Raw genomic sequence first — 19,054 nt, 5'->3', positions numbered from 1 at the left:
CCTCACACGATCGGATGAATGTGGGGCGAAGGTGGCGGTACGGGCCGTGAGGACCGCTAAATTCGCGCCGTTCCATGAGGGTCCGACGGGGCTGCCGCCCGGACCCGGAAGGCAGGAGACCGCACAGCTGATGACGGAACGACCACCGCAGCGCATCCCGAACCGCCAGCTCGCCGCGCTCATCGCCGAAGCCGGGTTCTCCAACGCGGGGCTCGCCAGACGGGTCGACCAGCTCGGTCTGGAACACGGGCTCGACCTGCGGTACGACAAGACCTCCGTGACCCGCTGGCTCCGCGGTCAGCAGCCGCGCGGCACCACCCCCGCCCTCATCGCCGAGGTCTTCACCCGCCGCCTCGGCCGCCGCCTCTCCGCCCAGGACCTCGGCCTCGACGCCTGCGCCCCCGTCTACGCGGGCCTGGAGTTCGCCGCCACCCCCGAGGAGGCCGTCGACATCGTCAGCGGCCTGTGGCGCAAGGACTCCGGCAGCCACGCCGAGCTCCGCAAGATCGCCTTCACCCCGGCCGGTCTCGTCGTCCCCAGCCGCGACTGGCTCATCGGCCGCGCCGACGACCGGGTCGCCCGCGGCGAGCCCTCCTCCCCGGCGGCGCCCCCGCACGACCCCCGCGTCCCCTCCCAGGGACGGTTCTCGGTGCCCCGCCAGCGCGGTACGGACCGGGGGCCCGGACAGCGGGTCTCCAGCGGCGACATCGCCGCCCTCCGCTCGGTCGGCGAGCTCTTCCGCACCCTCGACCACGCCTACGGCGGCGGGCACGCCCGGCAGGCCCTCGTGCGCTACCTGGAGCACGAGGCCGAGCCGATGCTGCGCGGCACGTACGGGGAGAACACGGGCCGCCGCCTCTTCGCCGCCGCCGCCGACCTCACCCGGCTCGCGGGCTGGACCTCGTACGACATCGCCGCCCACGGCCTCGCGCAGCGGTACTTCGTCCAGGCGCTGCGGCTCGCCCAGGCGGCCGGGGACCGGGCGTACGGCTCGTACGTGCTCCTCACCATGAGCTGCCAGGCCGTCTACCTCGGCCACGGGCGCGAGGCCGTCCAGCTCGCCCGGGTCGCCCAGCAGGGCGTCGGGCCCGCCGCGCCGCCCGTCGTCCAGGCGATGCTGCACGCGGTCGAGGCGCGGGGCCACGCGGTCCTCGGCGAGGCGCGAGCCTGCAGCGCCTCCCTGGTCCGGGCGGAGCGGGCCCTGGAGGCGGCCCGGCCCGGCGACGAGGTCCCCTACTGGGCCCGCCACTTCGACGAGGCGCAGCTCGCCGACGAACTCGGACACTGCCACCGGGACCTCCAGCAGTACCGCCCGGCCGCGCAGCACGCCGAGCGCGCGCTCCAGCTCCGGGCGCCCGGCTTCGCCCGCAGCCGCCTCTTCTGCCGGGTGGTCCTGGCGACGTCCCGGCTGGCCCTGGGGGAACTGGACCAGGCCTGCGCGCTGGGCGCGGAGGCGGCGCAGCAGGCCTCGGAGATGCGGTCGGCGCGGGCGGTCGAATACGTCCGGGACTTCGAACGCCGCCTGGAGCCGTACCGCGACGCGGCCGCGGCCCGCACGTACCGCGACCGCGTGGCCGCGATCGGCTGACGACCCCGCGTGCGGGCCCGCGCCCGGCTGGGCGGTGCTCCCCGCCCCCGGTGTGGGGCCCGCACCCGTACCGGGCGGTGCCCCCGCCCGTGTGGCCCGCGCCCTGCGGGGCGGTGCCCCCGCCCCCCCGTGTGGGCAATCGTCCCGCAGGGCGGGACGGGTGGGCACACGGGACGGCGCGCCCAGCGGCGCCTCCGCGTTCCGCGCCTGGACCCGCACCACGAGCGGCGGGGCACATCCGGTGCGGGTCAGGACGCGAAAGCCTCTGGCGCCGGCAAGGGCGCCGTCCGTTGTGCCCACCCGTTCCGCCCCTTGCGGAACGCCTGCCCACAACGGGGACGGCGCCGCTCCGTTGCGGGCGGGCACCGCCCCGGCGGAACGCCTGCCCACAACGGCCGGGCGCAGGCCCGCAACGGCCGCGTCAGGCCGCTGCGCCCGGTTCCGTCGAGGGGCGGCGGACGCCCAGGTCCGTCAGGAGGGACCTCGTCGCGCGGTCGGCCGAGGTCAGGGCGCCGCCGATCGTGCTCGTGTCACGGTGGTCGCCGCACACGTACAGGCCCGCGAGCAGCCGGACCGAGCGGTGCGCGTCGTGCGGGGGTCGCATGGAGGGGACCGCCTCCGGGGTGTGGTGGAGGGCCAGGAGTTCCCAGTCGTCCGTCGACGTGCCGTACAGCGTGGCGAGGTGTTTGCGGACCCGGCGTTCCGTGTCGTCCGGGGGAGTGCCCAGGACCGTGGAAGTGATCAGGGGCCGGCCGCCCGGCGCCCGCGTCGGGTCCACCGCGCTCATCACCGCCGTGTGCGCCACCGGCCCGCCGGGGTCCGACTCCAGGAGCAGGGTCGGGTCCCCGCACGGCGCCACGGGAGCCGTGTGGTGGAGGACCGTGACCGGGTGGAAGGCGGGGACCCGCAGCCCGGGCAGCAGCCCGGCGGCCGTACGCGCCCCCGTCGCCAGGAGCACCGAGCGGCAGCCGATGGCCCCGTGCTCGGCCGTCGTGACCCGGGAGACGGACACGTCCGTGACCCGGACGCCCGTCCGGACCGTGCCGGGCGGCAGCGAGGCGGCCAGCAGCGAGGGCAGGGCCGCCGAACCGCCCTCGGGGACGGCCGGCCGCCCCCGGGCGAAGGCCCGCAGCGCCAGGTCCGCCTGACGGCTCGACAGGGAGAGGTCCGGGTCGGCGAGGAGCGCGGCGAGCAGCGGCCGCAGCACCCCCTGGACGGTACGGGCGGGCAGCCGGGCCGTCAGGGCCTCCCGGGCGGTCCGCTCGGGCCGGGCGAGCAGCCGCTGCGTCGGTGTCGCGGCGAGCCGGACGAGGGACGCGCCGAGCCGCGCCTGGTCGAGCGAGGCGGCCGGATTCCGGGGGGCGCTCGCGAGGGCGCGCGCCATGCTGAACGCTCCCCCCACGCCCCGGTGGACCCCGCCGCCCCGGTGGCCGGCCGCCCGGCGCGGGTGCGGGACGCCCCAGCGTGCGTACCGCCCGTCGCTGTGGACGAGCACTCCGGGGGCGAACGGGCGCAGCGCGAGCCCGGAAAGGCCCGGCGTGGCCCGCAGTTCCTCGGGCGAGAGGGTGAGCAGCGGGCCCACCCGGTCGAGCAGGAAGCCGTCCACGCGGTCGGTGGCCAGCCGGCCGCCGACCCGCGGCTCCGCCTCCAGGACGGCGACGGAGAGCCCCGCGCCGGTGAGCCGGTGCGCGGCCGCGAGCCCCGCGATCCCGGCTCCTACGATGACGACGTCGACGGCCTCCACGACGTCCCTGTGCTGTGCGCTGATTGCGGTACTGAGCACGTGCCCCTCCCCAGGTCGGCGCGCCGGTGGGAGGCCTTATGCCCCCAACGGGCCCCCGGAATGCCCGAGTTCGCGTCCGTATCGAACGGTGGTCGTCGAACGGTGGTCTCGAACCTTGGTCATCGAGCGGTGGGCGTCGAGCCTAGGCAGCGGCCGTGCGGAAGTCGGCCCGCGCGCGGCGGGGTGCACGCAGCACGGGGGAGCACGCGCCGAAGAAGGGACGTCAGCGCAGTGCCGCCCGGATCGCCTCGTCGATCGTCGGGAAGGCGAAATCGAATCCGGTCTCCAACAGCCGCCCGGGCAGCACCCGCTGACTGCCCAGCACGTCCTGGGCGAAGTCGCCGAGGACCACCTTCAGGGCGGGCGCGGGGACGGTGAAGAGGGTCGGGCGGTGCAGCACCCGGCCCATCGCCGCCGTCACCTCGCGGTTGGTGACGGGCTCGGGGGCGGTCAGGTTCACCGGACCCGAGACGGACGGGGTGTCGACGAGGTGGCGCAGGGCGGCCACCTCGTCGTGCAGGGAGATGTGCGACCAGTACTGGCGGCCGTCGCCCATCCGCCCGCCGAGCCCGGCGCGGAAGACGGGGAAGAGCCGTCCCCAGGCGCCGCCCTGGCGGGCCACGACCAGGCCCGTGCGGGCGTAGGTGACCCGGATGCCGGCCTCCTCGGCGGGGGCGGCCGCGGCCTCCCACTCCACGCAGACCGAGGGCAGGAAGCCGGTCCCGGCGGGGGCGCTCTCGTCCACCGCGCGCGTGCCGGTGTCCCCGTACCAGCCGAGTGCCGTGCCGCAGACCAGTGCCTCCGGGGGGTCGGCGAGCGAGGCGAGCGCCTGGGCGATCGCGGTCGTGCCGAGGACCCGGCTGTCCCGGATCTCCTTCTTGTACGCCTCGTTCCAGCGGCGCTCGCCGACGCCGGCGCCCGCCAGGTGGACGACGGCGTCGACGCCGACGAGCCCGGCGGCGTCCACGTACAGCCGCTTGGGGTCCCATTCGACCTCGTCGGCGGTCCGGGCGGGGCGGCGGACGAGGCGGAGGACGTCGTGGCCGTCGGCGCGCAGGGAACGGACCAGGGCCGAGCCGATGAGGCCGGAGGCGCCGGTGACGGCGACGCGCTTGCGGGTGGCGGAACGCTGCATGGCCCCATCCTGCCCTTCCCGCCCCCGCCGTGGCACAGTGGCCTTCATGCTCGTGCCGGAGTTCGCGATACGCACTGCCGCCCCCGGGGACGACCGGTTCCTCGCCGCGCTCGACCGGAACACCTGGTCGACCCTCCACGCCGTGCAGCCCCGGCCGGAGCCGGGCACCCCCTTCTTCGACGAGCGCCACCGGCCCGAGGACTACCTCGTGGCGGTGGGCGAGGGGGAGGTCGTCGGCGGGGCGGCCCTCCTCGGCTACGTCCGGGTGGCGCCGCCGACCCCGCTCGCCGTCACCGCCCACGTCCGCCAGATCCAGGGCCTCGCCGTCGCCGAGGCGGCGCGGCGTCTGGGGATCGCGCGGGCGCTGCTGCGGGCCGCCGTGGACCGGGCCAGGGCGGAGGGCGCGGTCCGGATCACCCTGCGGGTCCTCGGGCACAACGCCCCGGCCCGCGCGCTCTACGCCTCGGAGGGCTTCGCGGTCGAGGGCGTGCTGCCGGGGGAGATCTTCCTCGACGGCGCGTACGTGGACGACGTCCTCATGGGCCGGTCCCTCGGTCCCTGACGCCCGGGCCGGCCGCTACTCGCCCGAGCCGTCCCTCAACAGCCGCATCCCGCCCATCAGTTCCCGCAGGCAGCGCACCGCGAGCGCGGCCGGCGCGCCCTCCCCGCGCTCCGGGGCGTCCGTCTCCGCCCAGCTCTCCAGGGCGATCCGGATGGCGTCGGTGGCCGCAGCCGCCGCGAGCCGTACCTCCAGCGGGTCGGCGTCCGGTCCGGCGAGCCCGGCCACGACCTCGCGCAGCCGCTCCTCGGACTCCTGGTTGACCCGGTACCAGACGGCCCGGAGGGCGGGGTCCTCGGCGGCGGCCCGCAGCAGCCCGCGCGTCCAGCGCAGGCCCTCGGCCTCCGCGTCGGTCTCCGGGGTGAGCGAGTCGGCGATCGAGCGCTCCAGGGCCTCGGGCACGCCCGCGCCGGGGCCCGACGCGGCGAGGCGTTCCCGCCAGCGGTCGGCGCCGCCCGCGAGGAGCGGGGCGACGGCGTCCTGCTTGGAGCGGAAGTAGCGGTAGAAGGTGCGCAGGGCGACGCCGGCCCGCTGGGCGATCTCCTCGGCCGTGGTGCCGTCGGGGCCGCGCTCGGTGAAGAGCTCGGCGGCGGCGCGGGCGATGTCCAGCTGGGTGGCGGCCTTGCGGCGCTCCGTCAGTGAGGGGAGCGAGGGGGTGGGGGGCGCGGCGCCCTCGGGCTTGGTGCTCACCCACGAAGCCTACGCCTGCGACTGCCGAAGGTGCATGACGTGCAGGTGTGGCAAAACGTGCCACTCCGGCGTACGGTGGCAGCATTTCCCGGAAAGCTTGACATCGAGAGGTTGCCGACATGAACCAGCTGACCCGTTACGAAGGACGCCGCGCCCTCATCACCGGCGGCGGCTCCGGCATCGGCCAGGCCACCGTCCTGCGCCTGCTCGCCGAGGGCGGCCGGGTCGTCGCCGCCGACATCAGCGAGGACGGCCTGAAGGACACCGTCGCCAAGGCCGGCGACGCCGCCGACCGCCTCACCACCCTCGTCGTGAACATCGCCGACGAGGCCTCCGTACGGGCCGGCGTCGCCGCCGCCGTCGAGGCGCTCGGCGGTCTGGACGTCCTCGTCAACGCCGCCGGCATCCTGCGCTCCTCGCACACCCACGAGACCAGCCTGGACGCCTTCGAGCAGGTGATCCGGATCAACCTCACCGGCACCTTCCTCGTGATCCGCGAGTCGATCCCCGCCCTCCTGGAGGGCAACGACGCCGCAGTCGTCAACTTCTCCTCCACCTCCGCGCTCTTCGCCCACCCCTACATGTCCGCCTACGCGGCCAGCAAGGGCGGCATCCAGTCCATGACCCACGCCCTCGCCGCCGAGTACGCCAAGCAGGGCATCCGCTTCACCGCCGTCCAGCCCGGCTCCATCTCCTCCGGCATGACCGACGGCTCCGGCGCCAGCAAGCAGTCCGCCGGCCCCGGCCTGCCCGAGGACACCGACTGGTCCCTCTTCGCCAAGCTCGCCCCCGCCCTCGGCCAGGGCTTCGCCGGCCCCGAGACCGTCGCCGGCGTCGTCGCGATGCTCGCCTCCGAGGACGGCAGGTTCATCACCGGCACCGAGGTGCGCATCGACGGCGGGACCCACTTCTGATGACCGCCGCCGAGGTCTTCGGCGGTCGCACGGCCGTCATCACCGGCGCCTCCTCCGGGATCGGCGCCGGCCTCGCCCGGCACGCCGCCGGGCTCGGCATGAAACTGGTCCTCGCCGACATCGCCGCCGAACGGCTCGCCGAGTTCGCGGGCGAGCTGTCCGCCACCGGCGCCGAGGTCACCGCCGTCGTCACCGACGTCGCCGACCCCGCCTCCGTCGAGGCCCTCGCCGACACCGCGTACACCCGGTTCGGCACGGTCGACCTGCTGGTGAACAACGCCGGGATCATGGCCATGGGCTACTCCTGGGAGATCCCGGCGGAGCGCTGGGACGCCATGCTCCGGATCAACATCGGCGGGTACGTCAACGGCATCCGGGCCTTCGTCCCGCGCATGCTGGAGCGCGGCGAGAAGGCCTGGGTGGTCAACGTCTCGTCGATCGGCGGCCTCCTGCCGAGCCCGCTGATGGCCCCGTACAGCGTCACCAAGTTCGGCACGCTCGCCCTCACCGAGTCGCTGCACTACGAGATGCAGATGAAGGGCGCCCCGATCCAGGTGTCCGTCGTGACGCCCGGCTCGGTCAGGAGCGAGATCTTCAGGGCCGCCAGGCCCGGAGAGACCGACCCGCCGGAGATCGCGGCCTTCAACGAACGGCTGCAGGCGATGGCCGACGAGCACGGGCTCACGCCCGAGGAGCACGCCGAGAGGGTCTTCGAGATGGTCGCGGAGGGCAGGTACTGGGCGATCCCCCAGCCCGAACAGCTCTTCCCGGCCCTCCAGCCCAGGACCGACATGATCCTCGGCCGGGAGAACCCCCGGCTCCAGCTCGGCTGAGACTTCCGGGGGTGCGGATCCGCCCTCCGCACCCCCGAGTCACTACACCGTCCCGAAGCGCTCCCACAGCCGGGGGAAGCGGGCCGCGAGCACGTCGTCGTCCTCCAGGTCGAAGGGGGCGCCGAGCGGCTCCCCGCCCGGCATCGGAATGCCCAGGTCGGGAGTCTCGGCCCCGGTCAGCGCCTCGTACGCCTCGTCCGCCGCGAAGCCGATCTCCTCGCCGTCCCCGTCGATCTCCACGTCGAAGTCGCCGATCAGCTCCGCCAGCGCGTCCGGATCGTGCACGCCCCCCTCGTACACCTCCCGGCCCTGGCCGATCAGCCAGCAGCGGAACGAGTCGAAGGTCTCCTCGCCCGCCCCGTCGAACAGCACCGCCGCCGCACCCCACAGATCCCAGAGGTACGCGCGGTTGAAACGGGCCTCGAAATGGCGCGCGTAGTCGAGCACCGAGTCGGGGTCAAGCCGGGTCAGCCGCTCCACGAGCAGATCCGCCTGCTCCTCGGGGTCGCCCTCGGCTTCCTCGCGGGTGGCGTCGATCAGCTCCCAGAACTCGGTCTCGTCCATCACGGCACCAGCATCGTGGCTCGGAGAGTCCGACGCACCCGGAAAGCCCGAAATGAATCCGGACAGAAGATGTCGGGCTTTCCTGCCAGTCTGGTCCCCATGACGACTGAGACCACACCCCTGCGCGGACGGATCTGCCTGGTCGCCGGTGCCACCCGGGGCGCCGGCCGGGCCATCGCCGTCCAGCTCGGCGCCGCCGGAGCCACCGTGTACGTCACGGGCCGCACGACCCGCGAGAAGGTCAGCGAGGTCGGCCGCGCCACGGAGACCATCGAGGAGACCGCCGAACTGGTGACGGCCGCCGGCGGCGAGGGCATCGCCGTCCCCACCGACCACCTGGAACCCGAGCAGGTCCGCGCCCTCGTCGACCGGATCGACCGCGAGCGGGGCCGGCTCGACGTCCTCGTCAACGACGTGTGGGGCGGCGAGCACCTCGTCACCTTCGGGAAGAAGACCTGGGAGATGGACCTCGACGGAGGTCTGAGGATGCTCGAACTCGGGGTGAAGACGCACGTCATCACCTCCCACGCGGTCCTGCCGCTGCTCACCCGCAACCCCGGCGGGCTCGTCGTCGAGGTCACCGACGGCACCGCCGCGTACAACGGCACCCGCTTCCGCGAGAACCTCTTCTACGACCTCGCCAAGAACGCCCCCGTCCGGATGGCCTTCGGCCTCGCGAAGGAGCTGGCGGAGTACGGCGGGACGGCCGTCGCCGTCACCCCCGGCTGGCTCCGGTCGGAGCAGATGCTCGCCGGCTTCGGCGTCACCGAGGAGAACTGGCGCGACGCCACCGAGAAGATCCCCGACTTCGGCGTCTCCGAGTCCCCGGTGTACGTCGGCCGGGCCGTCGCCGCCCTCGCCGCCGACCCCGACCGGAACCGCTGGACCGGACAGTCGCTCTCCAGCGGCGAGCTGGCGAAGGAGTACGGCTTCACGGACGCGGACGGCTCACGGCCGGACGCCTGGGGCTTCATCGTCGCGAGCGAGACCGGGAAGCCGGACCTCGCCGACTACCGGTAGCACCCGACCGGTGGAGCCGCGCCGGGCCGCCTACCGGTAGCGCTCCGCCATGCCCCGGGCCGCCTCCGCGAACCGCTCCCGGAGCGCGGCCGGGGCGAGGACCTCCACCTCCGGGCCGAGACCGAGCAGTTGACCGAAGGCCACCTCCTCGCTCTCCACCCGGAGGACCACCCGCACCAGGCCGTCCTCGGCGGTCCCCGTCGCCAGGGCCTCCCCGGCCGCGGCCCGGTCCGTCACGTACGGCAGCCTGCGCGCCCCCGTCTCCGTCAGCCGTACGACGACCTCGGCGCGCAGGATCGACCGGGCGAACTCCGCCGCCCGCTCCTCCCAGAAGGAGGACAGGTCGAAGTCCGGGTCCCGCTCGAAGCGTTCCTCGCCGACGGCCACCGCCGTGAACCGGTCCACCCGGTACGTACGGAAGGAGGAACCCGAGCGGGCGCACACGTACCAGACCCCCGCCTTCAGGACGAGGCCGTACGGCTGGAGCTCCCGCTCCACCTCCTCGCCGTCCCCGCGCCGGTAGCGGGCCGACACCCACCGGTCGTCCCACACCGCCTCCGCCACCGGCGCGAGCAGCTCCGGGGTCTCCGGCTCCTGGTACCAGCCGGGCGCGTCCAGATGGAAGCGCCGCGCCGCCGACTCGGGCGCGTCCCGCAGCGAGGGCAGCAGCGCCGCCGACACCTTGAGCCGGGCCGCCGAGGCCGCGTCCTCCAGGCCCATGTCCCGCAGCGCGCCCGGCAGTCCCGACAGGAACAGGGCCTCCGCCTCGCCGCGCGCGAGCCCCGTGAGTCGCGTCCGGTACCCGCCGACGAGCCGGTAGCCGCCGGCCCGGCCCCGGTCCGCGTACACCGGCACCCCCGCCTCCGACAGGGCGAGCGCGTCCCGGGTGACGGTCCGCTCCGACACCTCCAGCTCGGCGGCGAGTTCGGCGGCGGTCATGGACGGCCGGTTCTGGAGGAGCAGGACCATTTTGATGAGTCGGGCGGCACGCATCCCACCAGACTGCCGTACGCGTGCCCACCCGACGGCCGTACGTACGCGCCGAGGGGCCGCCTCCGTATGTGCGTACGGAAGCGACCCCTCGGACGGATGGGAGGCCTTACAGGCCGTAGCGCTCGCGCGCCTCCTTCACGGCCGTCGCCTGGACCTCGCCGCGGCGGGCCAGCTGGGCCAGGGCCGCGACGACGATCGACTGGGCGTCGACGCCGAAGTGGCGGCGGGCCGCGTCGCGGGTGTCCGAGAGACCGAAGCCGTCGGCGCCCAGCGAGGTGTAGTCCTGCTCGACCCACTGCGCGATCTGGTCGGGGACCTGGCGCATGTAGTCGGAGACGGCGAGGACCGGGGAGTCGACGCCCTCCAGGGCCTTGCGGATGTACGGCACCTGCTCCTCGCCGCGCAGGAGGGCCGCGTCGGCCTCCAGCGCGTCGCGGCGCAGCTCCGTCCAGGAGGTCGCGGACCACACGTCGGCGGCCACGCCCCACTCGGCGGCGAGCAGCTTCTGCGCCTCCAGGGCCCAGTGGATGGCCGTGCCGGAGGAGAGCAGCTGGATCCGCGAGGCGTTCGCCGGCAGGTCGAGACCGGCCGACTCCGCCGTGTTGAAGCGGTAGAGGCCCTTGACGATGCCCTCGTCGATGCCGGACGGCTTGGCCGGCTGCGGCATCGGCTCGTTGTAGACCGTCAGGTAGTAGAAGACGTTCTGGTCCTCGCCCTCGGCGGCCTCGCCGTACATCCGGCGCAGACCCTCCTTGACGATGACCGCGACCTCGTACGCGAACGCCGGGTCGTACGTCAGCGCCGCCGGGTTCGTCGCCGCGATCACCGGCGAGTGGCCGTCGGCGTGCTGGAGGCCCTCACCGGTCAGGGTCGTGCGGCCGGCCGTCGCGCCGACGAGGAAGCCGCGGCCGAGCTGGTCGCCGAGCTGCCACATCTGGTCGGCGGTCCGCTGCCAGCCGAACATCGAGTAGAAGATGTAGAAGGGGATCATCGCTTCGCCGTGCGTGGAGTACGCGGTGGACGCGGCGATGAAGTCGGCCATCGAGCCGGCCTCGGTGATGCCCTCGTTCAGGATCTGGCCGTTGACGGCCTCCTTGTAGTACATCAGCTGGTCGCGGTCGACCGGCTCGTACGTCTGGCCCTTCGGCGAGTAGATGCCGAGCGACGGGAACAGCGACTCCATACCGAAGGTACGGGCCTCGTCCGGGACGATCGGGACCCAGCGCTTGCCGGTCTCCTTGTCGCGGATCAGGTCCTTGATCAGTCGCACGAACGCCATCGTCGTGGCCATCGACTGCGAGCCGGAGCCCTTGTCGAACGCGGCGAACGCCTTGTCGGCCGGGGCCGGCAGCGGGGCGAGCGCGTGGGTGCGGCGGGCCGGGGCCGGGCCGCCGAGCGCCGCGCGGCGCTCCTGGAGGTAGCGGACCTCGGGGGAGTCGGCGCCGGGGTGGCCGTAGGGGACCACGCCGTCGACGAACTGCGCGTCCGAGATGGGCAGTTCAAGAAGGTCACGCATGTTCTTGAACTCGTCCGTCGTCAGCTTCTTCATCTGGTGGTTCGCGTTCTTCGACGCGAAGCCCTCACCCAGGGTGAAGCCCTTGACGGTCTGCGCCAGGATGACCGTCGGCGCGCCCTTGAACTCCAGGGCGGCCTTGTACGCGGCGTACACCTTGCGCGGCTCGTGGCCACCGCGGGAGAGGTGGAAACACTCGAGGATCTTGTCGTCGGACAGCAGCTGCGCCATCGCGACGAGCGCCGGGTCCTTGCCGAAGAAGTCCTGGCGGATGTAGGCGGCGTCGCGGGTCTGGTACGTCTGGACCTGCGCGTCCGGGACCTCGCGGAGGCGGCGGACGAGGGCGCCGGTGGTGTCGAGCGCGAACAGCTCGTCCCAGGCGTTGCCCCACAGCGACTTCACGACGTTCCAGCCGGCGCCGCGGAACTGGGCCTCCAGCTCCTGCACGATCTTGAAGTTGGCGCGGACCGGGCCGTCGAGGCGCTGCAGGTTGCAGTTGATGACGAAGGTCAGGTTGTCCAGACCCTCGCGGGCCGCCAGGGCGAGGGCCGCGGTCGACTCGGGCTCGTCCATCTCGCCGTCACCGAGGAACGCCCACACGTGCGAGGCGGAGACGTCCTTGATGGAGCGGTTGGTCAGGTAGCGGTTGAAGCGCGCCTGGTAGATCGCGGAGAGCGGGCCCAGACCCATGGAGACGGTGGGGAACTCCCACAGCCAGGGGAGGCGGCGCGGGTGCGGGTAGGAGGGCAGGCCGTTGCCGCCGGACTCCTGCCGGAAGTTGTCGAGGTGGGCCTCGTTCAGGCGGCCGTCGAGGAAGGCGCGGGCGTAGATGCCGGGGGAGGCGTGGCCCTGGATGTAGAGCTGGTCGCCGGAACCGTCGGCTTCCTTGCCCTTGAAGAAGTGGTTGAAGCCCGTCTCGTAGAGCCAGGCCGCGGAGGCGAAGGTGGCGATGTGGCCGCCGACGCCGTGCTTGGAGCCGCGGGTGACCATCGCGGCCGCGTTCCAGCGGTTCCACGCGGTGATCTTCCGCTCCATCTCCTCGTCGCCGCCGGTCTCGGTGACCGAGGGCTCGGCGGAGGTGGGGATGGTGTTGACGTAGTCCGTCTCCAGGAGCTTGGGCAGGGCCAGGCCCGCACCCTCGGCGTGCTGGAGGGTACGGCGCATCAGGTAGGCGGCCCGGTGGGGGCCGGCGGCCTTGGTGACGGCGTCCAGGGAGGCCGCCCACTCGGCGGTCTCCTCGGTGTCACGGTCCGGGAGCTGGTCGAGCTCGCTCGGAATCTTGCCTACGGGATCGGTCATGATCGCCGCCTTCCGGACAGGTGGGGGTGGAGATAAGGGGGCCTTGTCTGGCAGGACAGGGCGAAGGGCCGGGTGACGGCCCGCCGAAGACTGTAAACCGGCGATCGATGATCGATCAAAGGGTTGATGGGGAAAACCTCTTCAGATCGAGAAAGTCGGCACAGGGTGCCAAGGAAACGGGCACCCGGTGCCTTGTTTTCTGTCCTGTTTTCGCAGGTGGGGCCGGTTGTCTGAGGGTGTGCGCGCACGAATGAGCGGGCCCGCCGACAGGACGGACCCGCTCACCGTACGTAAAGCATTGGGCTCAGGCTCGCGGCGCGCAGCCCAGAACATGCGCCTTCACGAGCGCACCGATGTTCGGGTCGCCCCGCCGGAAGGCCTCCACCAGCTCCTGGTGCTCCTCCGCGTACGACTTCTGGACCGTGCCCAGCCAGCGGATCGACAGGGCCGTGAAGACCTCGATGCCGAGCGTCTCCCAGGTGTGCAGCAGGACGCCGTTCCCGGCCGCCTTCACCAGCTCCCGGTGGAAGGCCACCGTGTGCCGCACCTGCGCCGTACCGTCCGAGGTCGCGTCCGCCTCGTACAGGGCCGCCACGTGCGGCTCCAGGGCCGAGCAGTCGGCCGCGAGCCGCCCGGCCGCCAGCTCGGCCGCGATCTGCTCCAGACCGGCGCGTACGGGGTAGCTCTCCTCCAGGTCGGCCGCGGTGAGGTTGCGGACCCGGACGCCCTTGTTGGGCGCCGACTCGATCAGCCGCAGCGACTCCAGCTCGCGCAGCGCCTCGCGGACCGGGGTCTGGGAGACCTCCAGCTCCGTCGCGATCCGGCGCTCCACGATGCGCTCGCCCGGCTTCCAGCGGCCGCTGACGATCCCCTCCACGATGTGCTCGCGGATCTGCTCGCGCAGCGAGTGGACGACGGGGACGGTCATGAAGCGGCTCCTCGGGGAGTGTTGACCCTTAGACAATACGGCGGCGCCCCCGTCCGGAAACACTTCCGGGCGGGGGCGCCGCAGGTGAGGCTCGTTACGTTGCCTTTCGGCGACGCTCCTTGCCGTTCGCCTTACAGACCGAGGTCGACCTCGAACTCGCCGGCCTCCAGGATCGCCTTGACGGCCGTCAGGTAGCGGGCGGCGTCGGCGCCGTCCACCAGACGGTGGTCGTAGGAGAGCGTCAGGTAGGTCATGTCGCGGACGCCGATGACGGTGCCCTCGGCGGTCTCGATGACGGCCGGACGCTTGACCGTGGCACCGATGCCCAGGATGGCGACCTGGTTCGGCGGGACGATGATCGTGTCGAACAGCGCACCGCGCGAGCCGGTGTTGCTGATGGTGAAGGTCGCACCGGACAGCTCGTCCGGCGTGATCTTGCTGGCGCGGACCTTGCCGGCCAGCTCGGCCGTGGCCTTGGAGATGCCGGCGATGTTCAGGTCGCCCGCACCCTTGATGACCGGCGTCATCAGACCCTTCTCGGAGTCCACGGCGATGCCGATGTTCTCCGAGTCGAAGTACGTGATGGTGCCCTCGTCCTCGTTGATCCGGGCGTTGATGACCGGGTGGGCCTTCAGCGCCTGGGCCGCCGCCTTCACGAAGAACGGCATCGGGGAGAGCTTGACGCCCTCGCGGGCCGCGAACGCGTCCTTGGCGCGGGCGCGCAGCTTCATCAGCTTGGTGATGTCGACCTCGACGACCGAGGACAGCTGGGCCTGGCCGTGCAGCGCCTTCATCATGTTGTCGCCGATGACCTTGCGCATGCGGGTCATCTTGACCGTCTGGCCACGCAGCGGGGAGACCTCCAGGGCGGGGGCCTTCGCGGCGGCGGCCGGGGCGGCGGCGACGGGTGCGGCAGCGGCGGCCTTCTTGGCCTCGGCGGCCGCGAGGACGTCCTGCTTGCGGATGCGGCCGCCGACGCCGGAGCCCTTGACGGACGCCAGGTCGACACCGTTCTCGGTGGCGAGCTTGCGGACCAGCGGGGTCACGTAGGCGCCGTCCTCCGCCGGCTGTGCGGCGGCGGGGGCGGCCGGGACCGGGGTGACCACGGCCGGGGCGATCGACGGGGCGGCGGCGACCGGAGCCGGGGCGGCGACCGGAGCGGCCGGGGCGACCGGCGCGGGGGCCGGAGCCGGGGCGGCCGGAGCCGGGGCAGCGGCGGGGGCCGGGGCAGCCGCGGCGGGGGCCGGGGCGGCCGGGGCCGGAGCGGCGGCGGGAGCGGCACCCGCGGCGCCGATGACGGCCAGCTTGGCGCCGACCTCGGCGGTCTCGTCCTCGCCGACGACGATCTCCAGGAGAACGCCGGAGGCGGGGGCGGGGATCTCGGTGTCGACCTTGTCCGTGGAGACCTCGAGCAGCGGCTCGTCGGCCTCGACGGTCTCGCCGACCGACTTCAGCCAGCGGGTGACGGTGCCCTCGGTGACGGACTCGCCGAGCGCCGGCAGCACGACGTCGGTGCCCTGGGCGGCACCGGCGGGGGCGGCGGCCGGAGCCTCGGCGACCGGCGCCGGAGCGGCGGGGGCCTCGGCCACGGGGGCCGGAGCGGCGGCCGGAGCCGGGGCGGCCTCGGCGGCCGGGGCCGGAGCGGCGGCCGGGGCGCCCGTGCCGTCGTCGATGATGGCGAGCTCGGCGCCCACCTCGACCGTCTCGTCCTCGGCGACCTTGATGGAGGCCAGGATGCCGGAGGCGGGGGCGGGGATCTCGGTGTCGACCTTGTCGGTCGAGACCTCGAGCAGCGGCTCGTCGGCCTCGACACGCTCACCCTCGGCCTTGAGCCAGCGGGTGACGGTGCCCTCGGTGACGCTCTCGCCGAGCGCCGGCAGGGTTACGGAAACCGACATGGTTTCAGTTGCTCCTAACGAATTGCGGAAAGTGGTCGTCGCGCCCTGTGATGACGTGAGCGTCAGTCGTGGGAGTGCAGAGGCTTGCCGGCCAGGGCCAGGTGGGCCTCGCCGAGCGCCTCGTTCTGCGTCGGGTGGGCGTGGATGAGCTGCGCGACCTCGGCCGGCAGCGCCTCCCAGTTGTAGATCAGCTGCGCTTCGCCGACCTGCTCGCCCATGCGGTCACCGACCATGTGGACGCCGACCACGGCACCGTCCTTGACCTGGACGAGCTTGATCTCGCCCGCGGTCTTGAGGATCTTGCTCTTGCCGTTGCCCGCGAGGTTGTACTTCAGGGCGACGACCTTGTCCGCGCCGTAGATCTCCTTGGCCTTGGCCTCGGTGATGCCGACGGAGGCGACCTCGGGGTGGCAGTACGTCACCCGGGGCACACCGTCGTAGTCGATCGGGACGGTCTTCAGACCGGCCAGGCGCTCCGCGACGAGGATGCCCTCGGCGAAGCCGACGTGCGCGAGCTGGAGCGTGGGGACGAGGTCGCCCACGGCCGAGATCGTCGGCACGTTGGTACGCATGTACTCGTCGACCAGGACGTAGCCGCGGTCCATCGCGACGCCCTGCTCCTCGTAGCCGAGACCGGCGGAGACCGGGCCGCGGCCGATGGCGACCAGGAGGACCTCGGCCTCGAAGGTCTTGCCGTCGGCCAGGGTGACCTTGACGCCGTTGTCGGTGTACTCGGCGGACTGGAAGAAGGTGCCGAGGTTGAACTTGATGCCGCGCTTGCGGAACGCGCGCTCAAGAAGCTTCGAGCTGTTCTCGTCCTCGACCGGGACCAGGTGCTTCAGGCCCTCGATGACCGTGACGTCGGTGCCGAAGGACTTCCACGCCGAGGCGAACTCGACGCCGATGACGCCGCCGCCGAGGATGATCGCGGACTCCGGGACCCGGTCCAGGGTCAGCGCGTGGTCCGAGGAGATGATCCGGTTGCCGTCGATCTCCAGGCCGGGCAGGGACTTCGGCACGGAACCGGTGGCCAGGAGGATGTGACGACCCTCGACGCGACGGCCGTCCACGTCGACGGAGGTCGGGGAGGACAGGTGGCCGGTGCCCTCGATGTAGGTCACCTTGCGGGAGGCGACGAGACCCTGCAGGCCCTTGTACAGGCCCGAGATCACGTCGTCCTTGTACTTGTGCACGGCCTTGATGTCGATGCCCTCGAAAGAGGCCTTGACACCGAACTGCTCCGCCTCGCGCGCCTGGTCGGCGACCTCGCCGGCGTGGAGCAGGGCCTTCGTCGGGATGCAGCCGTTGTGCAGGCAGGTGCCGCCGAGCTTGTTCTTCTCGATCAGTGCGACGTCCAGGCCCAGCTGCGCTCCGCGCAGCGCCGCGGCGTAACCGCCGCTACCGCCGCCGAGGATCACTAGGTCGAAAACGGTGCTGGCGTCGTTCGCCACGTCACGTCCTCCATGCATGTGCGCTCGTCGCCGGTCGTCGACGACCTGGCGGCGGCTGGTGTCCGGCCGCTTTATTTCGGCCCTGTGGTGGGGGCCCTGTCCTGCCGAGAACCCATCTTCGCACTTGTTGACGGACGACGGGACGCGGGGCCGTGCTCTGAGACGGCCGATCGTCCGTACGGCGGGCTCACGGGCACGGACGAACCTACGGATTTCGTCGTCGGCGAACAGGGACGGCCCCGGGCACGGAGCCCGGGGCCGTCCCTGTCACGGGTGTGCTCAGAGCTCGCCGGCCGCCGTGCGCTCGGCCAGCTTCACCAGGGTGCGGACCGCGGAGCCGGTGCCGCCCTTGGGGGTGTAGCCGTACGGGGCGCCCTCGTGGAAGGCGGGGCCCGCGATGTCCAGGTGGGCCCAGGTGATGCCCTCGCCCACGAACTCCTGCAGGAAGAGACCGGCGACCAGGCCGCCGCCCATCCGGACACCCATGTTCGCCATGTCGGCGGTGGGGGAGTCCATGGTCTTGCGCAGGTCCGCGGGGAGCGGCATCGGCCAGGACTGCTCGCCGACCTCCTCGGCGATCTCGTGGATCGCGGTCCGGTAGTCGTCGTCGTTGGCCATGATGCCGAAGGTGCGGTCACCGAGGGCCAGGACCATGGCGCCGGTCAGGGTGGCCACGTCGACGATCGCGTCCGGGTGCTCCTCGGAGGCCTTGGTGATCGCGTCGGCGAGGACGAGCCGGCCCTCGGCGTCGGTGTTCAGGACCTCGACGGTCTTGCCGCTGTACATGTTCAGGACGTCACCCGGGCGGGTGGCGGAGCCGGACGGCATGTTCTCCGCGAGGGCGAGCCAGCCCGTGACGTTGACCTCCAGGCCGAGGCGGGCCGCGGCGACGACGGTGGAGAACACGGCGGCGGCGCCGGCCATGTCGCACTTCATCGTCTCGTTGTGGCCGGCCGGCTTCAGGGAGATGCCGCCCGAGTCGTAGGTGATGCCCTTGCCGACCAGGGCGAGGGTCTTCTCCGCCTTCGGGTGGGTGTAGGCGACGCGGACCAGGCGCGGCGGGTTCACGGAGCCGTTGCCGACGCCGAGGATGCCGCCGTAGCCGCCCTTGGTGAGCGCCTTCTCGTCGAGGACCTGGACCTTGAGGCCGTGCTCCTTGCCGGCGGCCTGGACGGCGGCGGCGAAGGTGGCCGGGTAGAGGTCGTTCGGCGGCTGGTTGATCAGGTCGCGGGCGCGGTTGATCTCCTCGGCCACGGCCTGGGCGCGCTCGGCGGCGGCCTTGTGGGCCTTGTCGCGCGGCTTGGCACCGAGCAGGGCCACCTCGGCGAGGGGCTTCTTCGCGTCCTTGCCGTTCTCCTGGTACGCGGTGTAGGCGTACGCGCCGAGCAGGGCGCCCTCCGCGATGGCGGCGGCGTCGTCGGCGGTGGCGATCGGCAGCGCGAACGCGGCCTTCTTCGAGCCGGTCAGGGTGCGGGCGGCGGTGCCGGCGGCGCGGCGCAGGATCTCCGCGCCGAAGGACTCGCCGTCCTCGGGCGCCGCGCCCAGGCCGACGGCCAGGACGACGGGGGCCTTGAGACCGGCGGGGGCGGGCAGCTTCGTCGCCTCACCTTCGGCACCCGAGGCGCCCAGGGTCTCCAGGACGGCGGCGAGCCGGCCGTCGAAGGCCTTGTCGACGGCCTCGGCGCCCGGGGCGACGACCAGCGTCTTCCCGGACTTCGCGACGCCGACGACGAGGGCGTCGGCGCGCAGCGTCGCCGCGCCGGCAGTGCTGAGAGTGAGAGCAGTCACGGTGGTGAAATCTCGCTTCCATTGAGTTCTGTGGCGGTCGAGGGATGGGCCGACCGTGCCCGCCGCATCGTATTTCGGCCCGGAGAGCGCCGAGAACG

15 protein-coding genes are annotated in these 19,054 nt (G+C 73.0%); 5 read left to right on the top strand and 10 right to left on the bottom strand.

Annotation, left to right across the window (positions count from 1 at the left end; genetic code table 11):
• Positions 1–130: 130 nt before the first annotated feature.
• Complete coding sequence (locus AB5J54_RS11645) at positions 131–1,588, top strand: regulator (RefSeq protein WP_369143849.1); 1,458 nt, start codon at positions 131–133, stop codon at positions 1,586–1,588.
• A 421-nt stretch (positions 1,589–2,009) separates the two neighbouring features.
• On the opposite strand, the gene AB5J54_RS11640 is transcribed toward AB5J54_RS11645, so the two are convergent.
• Both AB5J54_RS11640 and AB5J54_RS11635 read right to left on the bottom strand, forming a co-directional pair.
• Positions 2,010–3,371 (bottom strand): FAD-dependent oxidoreductase, encoded by a 1,362-nt coding sequence (locus AB5J54_RS11640; RefSeq protein WP_369143848.1) that lies wholly within the window; start codon positions 3,369–3,371, stop codon positions 2,010–2,012.
• Positions 3,372–3,594: 223 nt separating this feature from the next.
• Positions 3,595–4,506, bottom strand: coding sequence for a TIGR01777 family oxidoreductase (locus AB5J54_RS11635; RefSeq protein WP_369143847.1), 912 nt, complete (start codon positions 4,504–4,506; stop codon positions 3,595–3,597).
• 46 nt (positions 4,507–4,552) lie between these two features.
• On the opposite strand from AB5J54_RS11635, the gene AB5J54_RS11630 reads away from it, so the two are divergent.
• Positions 4,553–5,068, top strand: coding sequence for an N-acetyltransferase family protein (locus tag AB5J54_RS11630; protein WP_369143846.1), 516 nt, complete (start codon positions 4,553–4,555; stop codon positions 5,066–5,068).
• Between the two features lie 15 nt (positions 5,069–5,083).
• Here the strand turns inward: AB5J54_RS11630 and AB5J54_RS11625 are convergent, their stop codons facing one another.
• Complete coding sequence (locus AB5J54_RS11625) at positions 5,084–5,755, bottom strand: TetR/AcrR family transcriptional regulator (protein WP_369143845.1); 672 nt, start codon at positions 5,753–5,755, stop codon at positions 5,084–5,086.
• Positions 5,756–5,874: 119 nt separating this feature from the next.
• Here AB5J54_RS11625 and AB5J54_RS11620 point away from each other — a divergent pair, with 119 nt between their 5' ends.
• A complete protein-coding gene (locus AB5J54_RS11620) occupies positions 5,875–6,669 on the top strand; it encodes an SDR family NAD(P)-dependent oxidoreductase (RefSeq protein ID WP_369143844.1) in 795 nt (264 codons plus the stop codon).
• The gene (locus AB5J54_RS11615; RefSeq protein WP_369143843.1) at positions 6,669–7,502 is read left to right on the top strand and encodes an SDR family NAD(P)-dependent oxidoreductase; all 834 of its coding nucleotides are present in this window, start codon (positions 6,669–6,671) and stop codon (positions 7,500–7,502) included. The genes AB5J54_RS11620 and AB5J54_RS11615 overlap by 1 nt, the downstream gene beginning before the upstream one ends.
• A gap of 42 nt (positions 7,503–7,544) precedes the next feature.
• Here the strand turns inward: AB5J54_RS11615 and AB5J54_RS11610 are convergent, their stop codons facing one another.
• Positions 7,545–8,066, bottom strand: coding sequence for a DUF4240 domain-containing protein (locus AB5J54_RS11610; protein ID WP_369149293.1), 522 nt, complete (start codon positions 8,064–8,066; stop codon positions 7,545–7,547).
• 99 nt (positions 8,067–8,165) lie between these two features.
• Here AB5J54_RS11610 and AB5J54_RS11605 point away from each other — a divergent pair, with 99 nt between their 5' ends.
• Positions 8,166–9,086 carry an SDR family oxidoreductase gene (locus tag AB5J54_RS11605; protein WP_369143842.1) on the top strand — a complete coding sequence of 307 codons (921 nt, stop codon included), beginning with the start codon at positions 8,166–8,168 and terminating at the stop codon, positions 9,084–9,086.
• Between the two features lie 30 nt (positions 9,087–9,116).
• On the opposite strand, the gene AB5J54_RS11600 is transcribed toward AB5J54_RS11605, so the two are convergent.
• From AB5J54_RS11600 to AB5J54_RS11575, 6 genes are all read right to left on the bottom strand, one after another.
• On the bottom strand, positions 9,117–10,079 hold the full coding sequence (locus AB5J54_RS11600) for a helix-turn-helix transcriptional regulator (RefSeq protein WP_369143841.1): 963 nt from the start codon (positions 10,077–10,079) through the stop codon (positions 9,117–9,119).
• Between the two features lie 106 nt (positions 10,080–10,185).
• Positions 10,186–12,891 carry a pyruvate dehydrogenase (acetyl-transferring), homodimeric type gene (aceE, locus tag AB5J54_RS11595; protein WP_369143840.1) on the bottom strand — a complete coding sequence of 902 codons (2,706 nt, stop codon included), beginning with the start codon at positions 12,889–12,891 and terminating at the stop codon, positions 10,186–10,188.
• 304 nt (positions 12,892–13,195) lie between these two features.
• Positions 13,196–13,819, bottom strand: a complete 624-nt coding sequence (locus AB5J54_RS11590) for a GntR family transcriptional regulator (protein WP_189802173.1) — start codon at positions 13,817–13,819, stop codon at positions 13,196–13,198.
• A gap of 131 nt (positions 13,820–13,950) precedes the next feature.
• Positions 13,951–15,717, bottom strand: coding sequence for a 2-oxoglutarate dehydrogenase, E2 component, dihydrolipoamide succinyltransferase (sucB, locus tag AB5J54_RS11585; RefSeq protein ID WP_369143839.1), 1,767 nt, complete (start codon positions 15,715–15,717; stop codon positions 13,951–13,953).
• A gap of 62 nt (positions 15,718–15,779) precedes the next feature.
• Positions 15,780–17,168, bottom strand: coding sequence for a dihydrolipoyl dehydrogenase (gene lpdA, locus AB5J54_RS11580; RefSeq protein WP_369143838.1), 1,389 nt, complete (start codon positions 17,166–17,168; stop codon positions 15,780–15,782).
• Between the two features lie 279 nt (positions 17,169–17,447).
• Positions 17,448–18,956 carry a leucyl aminopeptidase gene (locus AB5J54_RS11575; protein WP_369143837.1) on the bottom strand — a complete coding sequence of 503 codons (1,509 nt, stop codon included), beginning with the start codon at positions 18,954–18,956 and terminating at the stop codon, positions 17,448–17,450.
• Positions 18,957–19,054 lie beyond the last annotated feature (98 nt).

It is taken from the genome of Streptomyces sp. R44, from assembly GCF_041053105.1.
Taxonomy (GTDB): Bacteria; Actinomycetota; Actinomycetes; order Streptomycetales; family Streptomycetaceae; genus Streptomyces.
The sequence above is the reverse complement of the archived record's forward strand: the minus strand, read 5'-3'. Positions and strand labels throughout refer to the sequence as shown.